General features: G+C 59.7%; 11 protein-coding genes. 9 read left to right on the top strand and 2 right to left on the bottom strand.

Annotated features, from left to right (window positions below; all coding sequences use genetic code 11):
* The first annotated feature begins 84 nt into the window (after positions 1-84).
* Entirely contained in the window at positions 85-1,920 is a 1,836-nt protein-coding gene (gene ilvD / locus GH784_RS21825) for a dihydroxy-acid dehydratase (protein ID WP_065702537.1), read from the top strand.
* Between the two features lie 264 nt (positions 1,921-2,184).
* The gene (locus GH784_RS21820; protein WP_065702396.1) at positions 2,185-3,186 is read left to right on the top strand and encodes a serine hydrolase domain-containing protein; all 1,002 of its coding nucleotides are present in this window, start codon (positions 2,185-2,187) and stop codon (positions 3,184-3,186) included.
* Positions 3,187-3,189: 3 nt separating this feature from the next.
* Here the strand turns inward: GH784_RS21820 and GH784_RS21815 are convergent, their stop codons facing one another.
* Positions 3,190-3,543: a lysozyme inhibitor LprI family protein gene (locus GH784_RS21815; RefSeq protein WP_065702397.1), complete on the bottom strand. Its 354-nt coding sequence runs from the start codon at positions 3,541-3,543 to the stop codon at positions 3,190-3,192.
* 174 nt (positions 3,544-3,717) lie between these two features.
* Between GH784_RS21815 and GH784_RS21810 the strand changes: the two genes are divergently transcribed.
* Positions 3,718-5,124: a DegQ family serine endoprotease gene (locus GH784_RS21810; protein WP_065702398.1), complete on the top strand. Its 1,407-nt coding sequence runs from the start codon at positions 3,718-3,720 to the stop codon at positions 5,122-5,124.
* Positions 5,121-6,437 carry a replication-associated recombination protein A gene (locus GH784_RS21805; RefSeq protein ID WP_013636427.1) on the top strand — a complete coding sequence of 439 codons (1,317 nt, stop codon included), beginning with the start codon at positions 5,121-5,123 and terminating at the stop codon, positions 6,435-6,437. The genes GH784_RS21810 and GH784_RS21805 overlap by 4 nt, the downstream gene beginning before the upstream one ends.
* An 81-nt stretch (positions 6,438-6,518) precedes the next feature.
* Here GH784_RS21805 and GH784_RS21800 read toward each other — a convergent pair whose 3' ends face one another.
* Complete coding sequence (locus GH784_RS21800) at positions 6,519-6,833, bottom strand: DUF1883 domain-containing protein (protein ID WP_013636426.1); 315 nt, start codon at positions 6,831-6,833, stop codon at positions 6,519-6,521.
* A 251-nt stretch (positions 6,834-7,084) separates the two neighbouring features.
* Here GH784_RS21800 and GH784_RS21795 point away from each other — a divergent pair, with 251 nt between their 5' ends.
* The 5 genes from GH784_RS21795 to GH784_RS21775 all read left to right on the top strand — a co-directional run bounded on the left by GH784_RS21795 (position 7,085) and on the right by GH784_RS21775 (position 13,484).
* Positions 7,085-8,899 carry a methyl-accepting chemotaxis protein gene (locus GH784_RS21795; RefSeq protein WP_065702399.1) on the top strand — a complete coding sequence of 605 codons (1,815 nt, stop codon included), beginning with the start codon at positions 7,085-7,087 and terminating at the stop codon, positions 8,897-8,899.
* Positions 8,900-9,203: 304 nt separating this feature from the next.
* A complete protein-coding gene (locus GH784_RS21790; protein WP_025593934.1) occupies positions 9,204-10,472 on the top strand; it encodes an extensin-like domain-containing protein in 1,269 nt (422 codons plus the stop codon).
* 400 nt (positions 10,473-10,872) lie between these two features.
* Entirely contained in the window at positions 10,873-11,694 is an 822-nt protein-coding gene (locus tag GH784_RS21785) for a sulfite exporter TauE/SafE family protein (RefSeq protein ID WP_013636424.1), read from the top strand.
* A gap of 105 nt (positions 11,695-11,799) precedes the next feature.
* Positions 11,800-12,726: an ABC transporter ATP-binding protein gene (locus tag GH784_RS21780; RefSeq protein ID WP_019567066.1), complete on the top strand. Its 927-nt coding sequence runs from the start codon at positions 11,800-11,802 to the stop codon at positions 12,724-12,726.
* A complete protein-coding gene (locus GH784_RS21775; protein WP_003516094.1) occupies positions 12,723-13,484 on the top strand; it encodes an ABC transporter permease in 762 nt (253 codons plus the stop codon). The genes GH784_RS21780 and GH784_RS21775 overlap by 4 nt, the downstream gene beginning before the upstream one ends.
* The last annotated feature ends 115 nt before the right edge of the window (positions 13,485-13,599 follow it).

The following is a 13,599-nucleotide window of genomic DNA, read 5'->3' as shown; positions in this document are numbered from 1 at the left end:
TAGAAAAACCGCAAAATAGGGCGAGGGCATTTTGACCGCGGTGCGGGAATGCGCTCTTCTGCCCAAGAGATCGAGGAAAACACCATGCCAGTCTATCGCTCCAGAACGACAACCCACGGCCGCAACATGGCGGGCGCGCGCGGCCTATGGCGCGCCACCGGCATGAAGGACAGCGATTTCGGCAAGCCCATCATCGCGGTGGTCAATTCCTTCACGCAGTTTGTGCCGGGCCATGTGCATCTGAAGGATCTCGGCCAGCTCGTTGCGCGTGAAATCGAAGCGGCCGGTGGCGTTGCCAAGGAATTCAACACCATCGCTGTTGATGACGGCATCGCCATGGGCCATGACGGCATGCTTTATTCGCTGCCGTCGCGCGAAATCATCGCTGACTCGGTCGAATACATGGTCAATGCCCATTGCGCCGACGCGATGGTTTGCATCTCCAACTGCGACAAGATCACCCCCGGCATGCTGAATGCGGCGATGCGCCTCAACATTCCCGCCGTATTCGTTTCCGGTGGTCCGATGGAAGCGGGCAAGGTCGTTCTGCATGGCAAGACGGTCGCGCTCGATCTGGTTGACGCCATGGTCGCAGCTGCCGATGACAAGATTTCCGATGAGGACGTCAAGATCATCGAGCGTTCCGCTTGCCCGACCTGCGGTTCTTGTTCCGGTATGTTCACTGCCAATTCCATGAACTGTCTGACCGAGGCGCTCGGCCTGTCATTGCCCGGCAATGGCTCGACGCTTGCCACCCATTCGGACCGCAAACGCCTGTTCGTCGAGGCCGGTCACCTGATCGTCGATCTGGCGCGCCGTTATTACGAGCAGGACGACGAGACCGTTCTGCCGCGCACCATTGCCAACAAGGCTGCGTTTGAAAACGCCATGTCGCTGGATATCGCCATGGGCGGTTCCACCAACACGGTGCTGCATATTCTGGCGGCAGCGCATGAGGGCGGTGTCGATTTCGGCATGGAAGACATCGACCGTCTTTCCCGCAAGGTTCCCTGCCTTTCCAAGGTCGCGCCTGCCAAGCAGGACGTGCACATGGAAGACGTTCACCGCGCCGGCGGCATCATGCGCATTCTCGGTGAGCTGGATCGTGGCGGTCTCCTCAATCGCGATACCTACACGGTGCACGAGGCGACGCTGGGCGACGCCATCGACCGTTGGGACATCACCCGCACCAACAGCGAAACCGTGCGGCAGTTCTTCAAGGCTGCCCCCGGCGGCGTGCCGACGCAGGTGGCCTTCAGCCAGTCGTCGCGCTGGGACGATCTGGATACGGACGGTGAAAACGGCGTTATCCGCTCGGTTGAAAAGCCTTTCTCCAAGGATGGCGGTCTGGCCGTGCTTTATGGCAACATCGCTCTTGATGGCTGCATCGTGAAGACGGCGGGTGTCGACGAATCCATCCTTAAATTCAGCGGTCCGGCGGTTGTTTACGAAAGCCAGGACGCGGCGGTGAAGGGCATTCTTTCCAACGAGGTCAAGGCCGGTGATGTCGTCGTCATTCGTTACGAAGGACCGAAGGGCGGCCCCGGAATGCAGGAAATGCTCTATCCGACCAGCTATCTCAAGTCCAAGGGCCTCGGCAAAGCCTGCGCGCTGATCACCGACGGACGTTTTTCGGGCGGCACATCCGGCCTGTCCATCGGCCATGCCTCGCCGGAAGCGGCGCAGGGCGGCGCTATCGGCCTCGTGCGTCAGGGCGACTTGATCGAGATCGATATTCCCAACCGCACGATCAACCTCAAAGTTATGGATGCGGAACTGGCAGCCCGCCGCGCCGAGCAGGATCAGCTCGGCTGGAAGCCTGCGGAGTTCCGCAAGCGCAACGTCACGACAGCGCTGAAGGCCTATGCGGCTTTTGCGTCCAGTGCCGACAAGGGTGCTGTTCGGATTTTGCCGGAGTAATCTGGCGGGCAGGGTCCTACATTGCAGGCAGCCTGAGCCGCTCTTCTGAGCGGCTTTTTCTTGTTCTGACCCAGATTACGCGCGTCGTTAAGAAACAGATTCAATTGCCTCAGAGCTTGATTCTCCAAGCTCGCGCAACACGCTGTTTCTGCACCGCAAATTCTAAACCATCCGGCCGTCCACCCTCCATGCCAGCAGTCACATTGGAGTGATGTTCCGTCACTTGCCCTTTTCCAACGCGCCGCGATGCCTAACTTCAGCACCATGAAAAGACGAACCGCACTCGGCCTTATCGCATCCCTGCCTTTCGCCCGCCTTGCCCACGGGCAAACACCCGGCAATGGCGCCCGCTTCAGTCCATTGCTCAACGAGGCGGATGGGCTTTCGAGCCTGAAAGCCGTCATCGTCAGTATTGACGGCGAGGAGGTGGCCAGCCGTGCCTATCACGGCGCCAGCCTTATGGGTTCCACCAACATCAAGTCGGCCTCGAAATCTGTGATTTCCGCGCTGGTCGGCATGGCGATCGACCGCAAGATATTGGCCGGGGCGGATCAGCCGATTGCCACGATCCTGCGCAGCGATTTTCCGCCGAACCCCGATGCGCGTCTGGAAAGGGTAACCATCGGCAACCTGCTTTCCATGCAATCCGGTCTGGAACGAATGTCCGGCCCGAACTACGGCCGCTGGGTCGCCAGCCGCAACTGGGTGCGAATGGCGCTGGGGTCGGGTTTTGCCGGAGAGCCGGGCGGTGGCATGCTTTACTCCACCGGTTCCACGCATCTGCTTTCGGCGATTTTGACCAAGGCATCCGGCCGTTCGACGCTGTCGCTGGCGCGCGACTGGTTCCGGCCGCTGGAGGGCTTCTCAATCGGCGGCTGGGAGCGCGATCCGCAGGGCATCTATCTGGGCGGCAACCAGATGGCGATGACGGCGCGGTCGCTGCTGGCTTTCGGCGAGCTTTACCGGCTGGGCGGGTTAACGCCAGGCGGCGAGCGTTTGATTTCGCAGAGCTGGATCGATCAATCCTGGCAGCAACGCACCAATTCCGTCTTCAACGGCGATGGTTACGGCTATTGCTGGTTCATCAAGGAGATGGCGGGCGAGACGGTTTATTATGCCTGGGGCTACGGCGGGCAGATGCTCTATATCGTCCCCGCCAAACGGCTTTCGGTGGTTATGACGTCCCGCGAGGATGCGCCTTCGGCGAGAACCGGTTATCGCGACCAATTGCATGGGCTGATGGAGAATATCATTCGCGTTGCGTGAAAATCAGAGCGGTCTGTTTATGCTCTGAAAAGCTTCCCCGAGCCGCTTCATGCGCTCCTCATAGGCACTTGTAATGCAGGCGACATCCGCATTGCATTCCTGGCGCTTTTTCAACCATTGGCTCTGTTCTTCGCGCAAGGTGTCGCGTGCGCCCATCGCCATCAGTTGTGTCAGGATGTCGAAGGTGGTGACCATCTTCACGTCCTGATCGTTGAGGGCTCGGTTGTCGCAGATCGCCTTTTCATCCGAGGCCAGATCAGGCTTCGTGCAATCGAAGCTGGCGGCGTTGGCGGGCGAACCCAATGAAGCGCAGGCGAGGAGGATGCCGGAGGCAAGGATTGTCTGTTTCATGTGCATGGGTCGTCTCATTTTGAGGACAGGCTCGTGTGGGTGAAACCGAAATGGGGTGCTGTTGGTTCCACCTGCACAAGCCGGTCATCGCATGAAAAAGATCGGCCATCATCTTGCCGCGCTTTGCTTTATAGGCTTTCACGTTATAACTCCATCATACTGATGAGGATGAGGAATCACATGCAGAGCGTGCTGAAGTATCTGTCCACCGGCTTTCTTGCGGCGCTGCTTCTCGTTCCGGTCGGAGCGCAGGCGCAGGACAACAAGACCGTGCCCGCAAGCCACATGGAAATGCAGCTTTCCTTCGCGCCGCTGGTCAAGCGTACCGCGGGCGCTGTGGTGAATGTCTATGCCGAACGCATCGTGCAGCGGCGCTCGTCGCCCTTTGCCGGCGACCCGTTCTTCGAACAGTTCTTCGGCCAGCAGATGCCGAACCGCACGGAGAAACAGTCCTCGCTTGGATCGGGTGTGATCGTGACGGCCGGCGGCCTCGTGGTGACCAATAATCACGTCATCGATGGCGCCGACGACATCAAGGTGGCGCTGGCGGATGGGCGTGAATTCTCCTCCAAGGTGCTGCTGAAGGACGACCGGGTCGATCTTGCCATTCTGCAGATCGACGCGAAGGAACAGTTTCCGGTGCTTTCGCTTGGCAATTCGGATGCCATTGAAGTCGGCGATCTCGTGCTTGCCATCGGCAACCCCTTCGGTGTCGGCCAGACGGTAACAAGCGGCATCGTCTCGGGGCTGGCGCGCAACCAGGTGACGCAGGGCGATTTCGGCTTCTTCATCCAGACCGACGCCTCCATCAACCCCGGCAATTCCGGCGGCGCGCTGATGAACATGGCGGGTGAGTTGATCGGCATCAATACTGCCATCTTCTCGAAGGGCGGCGGGTCGAACGGCATCGGTTTTGCCATTCCCGCCAATCTGGTCCGCGTTTTCGTTGCCGCCGCCGAGCGTGGCGACGCGAACTTCCAGAGGCCCTATATCGGCGCAACCTTCGATCCTGTCACCTCCGATGTCGCCGAGGCGCTTGGCCTGCACCGCGCGCGCGGTGCGCTCGTCGTCAGCGTCGTCAAGGGCGGCCCGGCGGAGAAAGCTGGCATCGAGCCGGGGCAGGTCGTAACGGCGGTCAACGGTTTGGAGGTGGAGCATCCCGATGCACTCGGTTATCGCCTCACGACTGCTGGCATCGGCAAGTCCGCCGAATTGACGCTGGTGGAGAAGGGTAAAGAGAAGAAGGTGACCATTGCGCTCGACACGGCGCCGGAAACCGCGCCGCGTGACGAACGGCTGCTGGAGGGACGCAATCCCTTGGCGGGCGCGACTGTCGCCAATCTTTCGCCGAAGCTTGCGGATGAACTGCGCATGCCTTCGCAGGTGACCGGCGTCGTCGTCACCGATGTGAAGCGCGGTTCGCCGGCCTATCGGGTCGGTTTCCAGCCGAAGGACGTCATCCTATCGCTGAACGGCTCGGATATCGGCTCCACGGCTGCGGTCGAAAAGGCGCTGGATGACAATCCCGGCTTCTGGCGGGTGGAAATCCTGCGTGACGGTCAACGTATCCGGCAGTTCCTGCGATGAGCGATGACCTCTTTGCCCCACAGGTGCCTGTCGAGGTCGCCAACCGGCGGCCTCTTGCCGACCGCCTGCGTCCGAAGACGCTGGCGGAGGTGACCGGGCAGCCTCATCTGACGGGTGAAGAGGGCGTGCTGCGCCGTATGATCGATAGCGGCTCACTCGGATCGATGATCTTCTGGGGACCGCCCGGCACCGGCAAGACAACGGTCGCCCGTCTGCTTTCGGGCGAGGCCGGGCTGGCTTTCGAACAGATCTCGGCGATCTTTTCCGGTGTCGCCGATCTCAAGAAGGTTTTCGAGGCAGCACGCACACGCCGGATGAACGGCCGGCAGACGCTGCTTTTTGTTGATGAGATCCATCGTTTCAACCGTGCCCAGCAGGACAGCTTCCTGCCGGTCATGGAAGACGGCACCATCATTCTTGTGGGTGCAACCACCGAAAACCCGTCCTTTGAACTGAATGCCGCTCTTTTGTCGCGGGCGCGTGTCCTCACGTTCGGTTCGCATGACGAGGAGAGCCTGGGCGAGCTTTTGAAGCGCGCCGAAGAGGCGGAGGGCAAGCCTCTGCCGCTGACCGAGGAGGCGCGTGCCAGCCTGATCCGGATGGCCGATGGCGATGGCCGCGCCGTGCTGACGCTTGCCGAAGAGGTCTGGCGTGCGGCGCGCAAGGACGAGACTTTCGATACCGAAGGGCTGACGCGCATCGTGCAGCGGCGCGCGCCGGTTTACGACAAGGGACAGGACGGCCACTACAATCTGATTTCCGCGCTGCATAAATCGGTGCGGGGTTCGGACCCGGATGCGGCGCTTTATTATCTCTGCCGCATGTTTGACGCCGGCGAAGACCCGCTCTTTATCGGGAGGCGGCTGGTGCGCATGGCGGTGGAGGATATCGGCCTTGCCGATCCGCAGGCGCTTGCCGTCTGCAATGCCGCCAAGGACGCCTATGATTATCTGGGGTCACCGGAAGGCGAACTGGCGCTGGCGCAGGCCTGCGTCTATCTCGCCACCGCGCCGAAATCGAATGCCGTTTATACAGCCTTCAAATCGGCGATGCGGGCGGCCAAGGAAAACGGCTCGCTGGTGCCGCCAAAACATATTCTGAACGCGCCCACAAAGCTGATGAAGGGCGAGGGTTACGGTGACGGTTACCGTTACGACCATGACGAGCCGGATGCCTTTTCGGGACAGGACTATTTTCCGGAAAAAATGGGTCGCAAGACGTTTTACGATCCGCCCGACAGGGGTTTCGAGCGGGACATCCGCAAGCGTCTCGACTGGTGGGCGAAGCTGCGCCGCGAGCGCGGTTCGCGTTAAAAAGCTTTCTTCACAAAAAGAATCAGGCGCTTGCCAAAGTGAGTCGTAACACCGCGCCATCCAACTGTTTCCAAAGGGAAATCAGGATGCCTTCCGGTGTTGTATGACCTGCGACGGCGCAGGCAGCATCTTGACCGAGGATTCCGCCAGACCACTGTGCCCTTCGGCATCGATCACCAGATGCCAGTGCAAGGTCTCGGGAATGCTGATGCGGATCGGCGATTTTTTCGCGACGCCGCCGAGATATTTGAAATCGAGCAATTCTGTGAAACGCTGGAAATTTGCGCCTGTCATCAGCCGTACATTGTTGACGGCCGAAAGGGACACCTCAATGGTCGTCCCAGCCCGCAATTCCTTCAGGTCATAGTGTGTAAAGCGGAAATTCGGCCGTGACATTGCGCGTCTCCCTGTACCTGTATTTTGGCAAAAGAGGATAGGACGTCAGGGTTAACGAGCTCTTTAAAACGGCAGCACCCTGTAGAATTTCGGGTCGCTGCGCCGGCTTTTAAGGGCCGTGGAGAGTATTGGCGGGTTGGGAGGAGGAGGTCTGGAATAATACTAACGTATAATAAGCGTATTCAGTTATAATAAATTTTTTAACTCTAACATAGGCTGGTCGAAGTGCCGTCAGCGGCGTTGGGGGGAATATGAAAAACGTCACGATATCTATGCGCCTTTATGCGCTCGTTGCATTGTTTCTGGCAATATTGACTGCGGCACTTACATTCAGCCTGTTCGAGACCTTTCATGAGATGGAACGCGAGCGTAAAGCGGGGCTCGCATCCATGAACGAAACGGCTATCGCCATTCTTGAGCAATATTACCGGCTAGAGCAGGGTGGCACCCTGACGCGTGAGGCTGCGCAGCAACAAGCCAAGACCACGATTGCGGCGATGCGCTATGGCAACGGCAGCGGCTATTTTTGGATCAACGACATGCATCCCAAGATGGTGATGCATCCGATCAAGCCCGAGATGAACGGCAGCGATCTCACTGCCAACAAGGATCCGAACGGCAAGGCGCTGTTCGTCGAATTCGTCAATACGGTGAAGGCGGGCGGCCAGGGCTTTGTCGATTATTATTGGCCCAAGCCCGGCGCGCCGGACCCAGTCGAGAAATTTTCCCATGTCGCCGGTTTCGCGCCCTGGGGATGGATTGTCGGCACTGGCGTCTATGTCGACGATCTTGAGGCGGTTTTCTGGAGCAATGCCTATTTCAACATCGCAGTGTGTGTTCTGTCCGGCGTTCTGGTGATCGGCGTGGCTGCAGCCGTCGTGCGCAGCGTGACACGGCCTATCGATCGCATCCGGCAGAGTATGAAGCGGATCGCTGATGGTGACGGCGAGGCGGAAATTGAATTCGCCGACCGTCGCAACGAAATCGGCGCCATTGCCAAGACGTTGCTGGTGCTGCGTGACAGCGTCAACGAGCGCAGCGCCTTGCAGGCCCGCGAGGCGGAGCAGCAGCGGGCGCTGGAGGAGGCGCGGCATGGCAACGAGATGGCGTTGCGCTCCGCATCCGAACGTCAGGCTCATGCCATGAATGAGCTCGGCAGTTCGCTGGAAGCACTCGCCAATGGCGATCTGACCGTCGAGCTTGCCGATATCGGCGGCGAATATGAAAAGCTGCGCATGGATTTCAACCGCGCCGTCGGCGCGCTGCATGGGGCGATCGAGGCGATCGCCAGAACCGGCCATGTCGTCAACGATAGCGCATCTGACATCAGCGGTGCGACCGGCAATCTTTCGCGCCGGACAGAGCAGCAGGCAGCGGCGCTGGAGGAGACGGCGGCGGCTCTTGACGAAATCACCGCGACGGTGCGCACCGCTTCCGAACGGGCGAACGAGGCCCGACAAATGGTGCAGGATACAAAAACGAGCGCAGGCCGCTCGGGCGAGATCGTGCGCAATGCCGTCGATGCGATGGGCCGTATTGAGGAATCTTCGCGGCGCATCGGGCAGATCATTTCCGTCATCGACGAAATCGCGTTCCAGACCAACCTTCTGGCGCTGAATGCCGGTGTCGAGGCCGCAAGGGCAGGCGAAGCGGGACGCGGTTTTGCCGTGGTGGCGCAGGAGGTTCGCGAACTCGCGCAACGCTCTGCCAATGCCGCCAAGGAGATCAAGACCCTTATCAATCGTTCCGCGGAAGAGGTCGGCGGCGGTGTCGCACTCGTTCGCTCCACGGGCGATGCGCTGGATGAGATCGTGACGCTGGTCAACCGGGTCGACGGCCATGTCAATTCCATCGCCACGGCGGCGCGGGAACAGGCCACCGGCCTGCAGGAGATCAACACCTCCGTCAACCACATGGACCAGATGACCCAACAGAACGCCGCCATGGTGGAAGAGACGACGGCGGCCAGCCAGACGCTGGCCGAAGAAAGCCGGCAGCTCCGCGCGCTGCTGTCCCGTTTCGAACTCGGGCATGGGGCAGGGCGCGAGGTTTCGCGGGCGGCTTGATTTTTATCCGCTTGAGATAGTTTACAGGGCGCGGCTTTGGCTGCGCCCTTTCTGTTTCGAGGAAGTGCGACAAGCTCTCCTCCGTCGTGCCGGACCCGTGGTGTGTCTGCATCGTGAGAGGCGTTGGTTTGCAGAGCTTTGCTCACACCTTTGATATGATTTCGGTCGAGGCTCCCGCATTTCCCGCTTCACGGAACAGCCCGGTTCGTTATTTCTCCCAACCAATAAGGATTCGTTTACCCCGTTTCTTTAAAATTTACCTGTATTGCCGCGGGTAGCGGCCGCTGAAGGTACAGGTTCTCGTATGGCGTATGTTTCCCTTCCGCGTCGTCTTGTGACGTTGTTGATGATTTCCACGGTCATGGTGTCGTGTTCGGCGGAGGGGCTTGTGCCGCCGGCCGAGGTTGACGGCACGACACGTGTCGGCGCCATCCGGTCGTCGCGGCAGCAAGGCTACAGCGCGCCGCCGGGTGCGGTCTATCAGGCCGAGCGGACCGGGCAGGCCACCAATTATCCCGCAGCCGTGTCGCAACCGATGCCGGAGCCTTATGCCTCGCAGGATCCCCTGCTGCAATCGCCACAGGGCGGCCAGGGCTATTCCACGCTGGATGGCCAGCATCAGGCGCGGATGGCCGCGAACGGCCAAAGCATGGCCTCCCCAGCCATGCCCAACCAGCAGGGCGCCGCAAATCAGATCGCCGAAGGCGAGGGCGGGGTGAACATGGATTCCATGCTGGGCGTGGAGCCGGTTCGCGGACTTGCGGAAGAGCAGGACGCCGATATTGCCGAAGGCGCTTCCGCCCAGCCGGTGGTGGACGGCATCGGCACCGACAATCCGGTTGCCGTTTCTCCCGCTCGCCGGCAACAAAGTGCGGGTCAGTCGCGGTTGATACCGCCACCGCCGCCGGGGTCTTCTTCCCGCCGCCAGCCGGTGGAGGAGGTCGCCATGCTGATGCCCAATGATCCGATGGCCCGCGACGGATTGCAAAGCAACCGCTCGGCTATGCCGCCCGGCGTCATGCCATCCTCGGAAGTGGCCTGTCGCTCCGAGCTGCGCCGTCTCGGCGTCGCCTTCCGCGATGTTGCGCGCATTGCAGATGGTCCGACCTGCGGTATCGACTATCCGATCGAACTCAGCGGGCTTGCCAGCGGCGTTGCCATCCGCCCGGCAGTGAAGCTCAATTGCCAGGTCACGCTTGCCTTCGCCAAATGGGTAAAGTTCGAACTCGTGCCGTCCTCCCGCTTCCGTTACCTCTCAGGCGTCGGGCGCATCACGCCCATGGGCGGTTATTCCTGCCGCAAGATGAATTCGCGCTCCAGCAATCCATGGTCCGAACATGCGCGCGGCAACGCCATCGATATCGGCACCATAACGCTGAACAACGGGAAGGAGATTGACGTTCGCAGCAAGAACTTCTTCGCCTTCCGGGAAAAGGCGCTGCTGAAGGCAGTGAGGTCCGATAGCTGCAAATATTTCTCAACGGTTCTCGGGCCGGGCAGCGATCCCAACCACTGGAACCATTTCCATTTCGACCTGCGCACCCGCAAGTCCGGTTACAGGCATTGCGACTAGGGGCGGCTAGACGACACGGTGGTGCATGACGATAGGCGTGAGGCATTAGTTGTGGTGCGTTACGTCGACCAGTAACTTCCCGTCCGTCCCGGAGCTACCCGGAATGACGGAGTGGGGGATGTGGCCACATTACAATTTGGGCCTGTTGGGTTTGGTGCTAGCCGCCCAAAAAAAGACCGGCCCTAAGGCCGGTTGAAGAAGACTGCCTAAATCGGGGGATATCGGCGTCTTTGCAAGGGCATGCAATGGGAAGAAATCCCATAAAACGGTCCATCCGGTGCGGATATCCGGCAAAAAACATCGCGCCGTACTGACCTGCGGCCAACATGGCTTGCCGCCCTTTTCTGATACGCTATGAGCGTCACATGTTTGTGACAACGGCCCCCGGGAGCCTGCTTTCATGCCCCCTGTTTCAGAGATACTGATCTTTGCTTCGGCGCTTGCGGCCGCGGGCGTGGTCGCTGGACTTCTGGCGGGGCTGTTCGGCATTGGCGGCGGTGCTGTGCTGGTGCCGGTGTTCTACCATGTGTTCGGGCTTCTGGATGTGCCGGAGGCGGTGCGCATGCATCTGTCGCTTGGGACTTCGCTCGCCATCATCGTGCCGACCTCCATTCGTTCCTTCCTGACGCATCGCCAGAAAGGTGCCGTTGATATCGATCTCCTGAAGGGTTGGATCGTCGCCGTGCCGCTCGGCACCATCCTCGCATCTGTGGTGGCTGCGCATGCCTCGAGCGTCGCCCTGCGGCTGATCTTCGCTTTCATTGCGCTTGCGCTCGCCTTCCGGATGATCTTCAACCGGGCGAGCTGGCATCTCGGTTCAGACCTGCCGAAAAATCCGGTCCGCTTTCTGGTCGGCACCGGCATCGGCCTTCTGTCTGGCCTGATGGGTGTGGGCGGCGGGGTGATGAATAATACTTTCATGACGCTTTACGGACGCACCATCCATCAGGCGGTTGCCACATCCTCCGGTGTCGGAGTGCTTATTTCGCTGCCGGGTCTCCTCGGCTATATCTGGGCCGGCTGGGGTGATGCAGGTCTGCCGCCTTTTTCCACCGGCTTCATCAACTGGATCGCCGTCGCGCTGCTGATCCCCATCACGCTTGTCGTCGCGCCCTATGGCGCGCGGCTGGCGCATGCACTCAGCAAGAAGCAGCTGGAGCGGGCCTTCGGGGTGTTTCTGGTCTTCGTCGCGGCCCAGTTTTTCTACAGCGTCTACAGCTGATTTTCCCTCTCCGCCGAATGCAGTGTTCAGGCCGTTGGGCTGGCAATTGCGGGTTGTACGGCCTATATGGCGTGCATCTTACTCGTTTTTTTCGAAAGATTCGCGATGAATGCCATTGTTTCGATACGGAATCTGACCAAATCCTACTCAAATGGCTTTCAGGCGCTCAAAGGTGTCAGCCTCGATATCAGGGAGGGGGAAATCCTTGCTCTTCTCGGGCCTAACGGAGCCGGCAAGACGACGCTGATCTCTATCATCTGCGGGCTTGTCAATCCGGGTGAAGGCTCGGTTCTCGTTGGCGGATATGATGTGGTGAAGGATTTTCGCCAGACGCGTGCCCTGATCGGCCTTGTGCCACAGGAACTGACGACAGACCAGTTCGAGACCGTGTGGAACACGGTCAGCTTCTCGCGCGGTCTGCATGGGCAGAAGAAGAACCCGGAACTGATCGAGCGCGTCCTGAAATCGCTGTCGCTCTGGGACAAGAAGGACAATATGCTGCGGGAGCTTTCCGGCGGCATGAAGCGACGCGTGCTGATCGCCAAGGCGCTTGCGCACGAACCGAAGGTCCTCTTCCTCGACGAGCCGACGGCGGGTGTGGATGTTACCTTGCGCCGCGACATGTGGAATGTCGTTTCCGAGCTGCGCTCCAAGGGCGTCACAATCATTTTGACCACGCATTACATCGAGGAGGCGGAAGAGATCGCCGATCGAGTGGGCGTTATCAATGGCGGCCAATTGTTGCTGGTGGAAGAAAAGACCGCGCTGATGAAGAAGCTCGGCCGCAAGCAGCTTTTCCTTGAACTTTCGCAGCCGGTGGAGGCGTTGCCGGATAGTCTCTCATCCTTCGGCCTTTCGCTCTCGGATGACCGCAACACCATCACCTACGAGATCGAGGACAACGGCGAGCAGGGGCGCATTGCCGATCTGCTGACTGCGCTTTCCGGTGCCAACATCCATTTCAAGGATATTTCGACACGTCAAAGCTCTCTTGAGGATATTTTCGTCTCGCTGGTAGGAGACCAGAAATGAATTTCGAAGCTGTCAAGTCCATCTACCTGTTCGAAATGGCGCGCACCCGCCGCACCCTGTTGCAGAGTGTCGTGTCGCCGGTCATTTCCACCTCTCTCTATTTCATCGTTTTCGGAACGGCGATCGGTTCAAGGATTCAGGAGGTTGGCGGGGTTTCCTATGGCGCGTTCATAACGCCCGGCCTGATCATGCTGACGCTTTTGACGCAATGCATCAGCAACGGCTCTTTCGGCATCTATTTTCCGAAATTCACCGGCACGGTCTACGAGATATTGTCTGCGCCAGTGGCGATGACGGAAATTGTTGCCGGTTATGTCGGGGCGGCGGCGACCAAGGGGCTGATGATCGGCACGATCATCCTGATAACGGCCTCCTTCTTCGTGGATATCACCATCGCCCATCCGTTCATGATGATCCTGTTCTTTGTGCTGACGGCGGTGAGCTTCAGCCTGTTCGGCTTCATCATCGGCATCTGGGCCACGAATTTCGAGCAGTTGAACCTCATCCCGATGCTGGTGGTGCCGCCTCTGACATTCCTTGGCGGCAGCTTCTACTCCATCGACATGCTGCCGCCCTTCTGGCAGACGGTCAGTCATTTCAACCCGGTGCTCTACCTCATCAGCGGTTTCCGCTGGAGCTTCTACGAGATCGCCGACGTTAATCCCGTCATCAGCCTGGCGATGATCACGCTGTTCCTTGCGCTCTGCCTCGGCGTCGTCGGCTGGATGTTCAAGACCGGTTACCGGCTGCGCAACTGACCGGAAAGAGGTTTGCCGTGAATGTGATACGCCCGGTTTGCACCGGGCGTTTTCGTATTCGGACAGCGAGACGTTATTTTTTGATCTCGAGCAGGAACTGTCTGCCCGGCAGGTT

Source organism: Agrobacterium tumefaciens (assembly GCF_009649785.1).
Taxonomy (GTDB): domain Bacteria; phylum Pseudomonadota; class Alphaproteobacteria; order Rhizobiales; family Rhizobiaceae; genus Agrobacterium; species Agrobacterium tumefaciens.
This window is presented reverse-complemented; position numbering and strand designations above follow the sequence as displayed.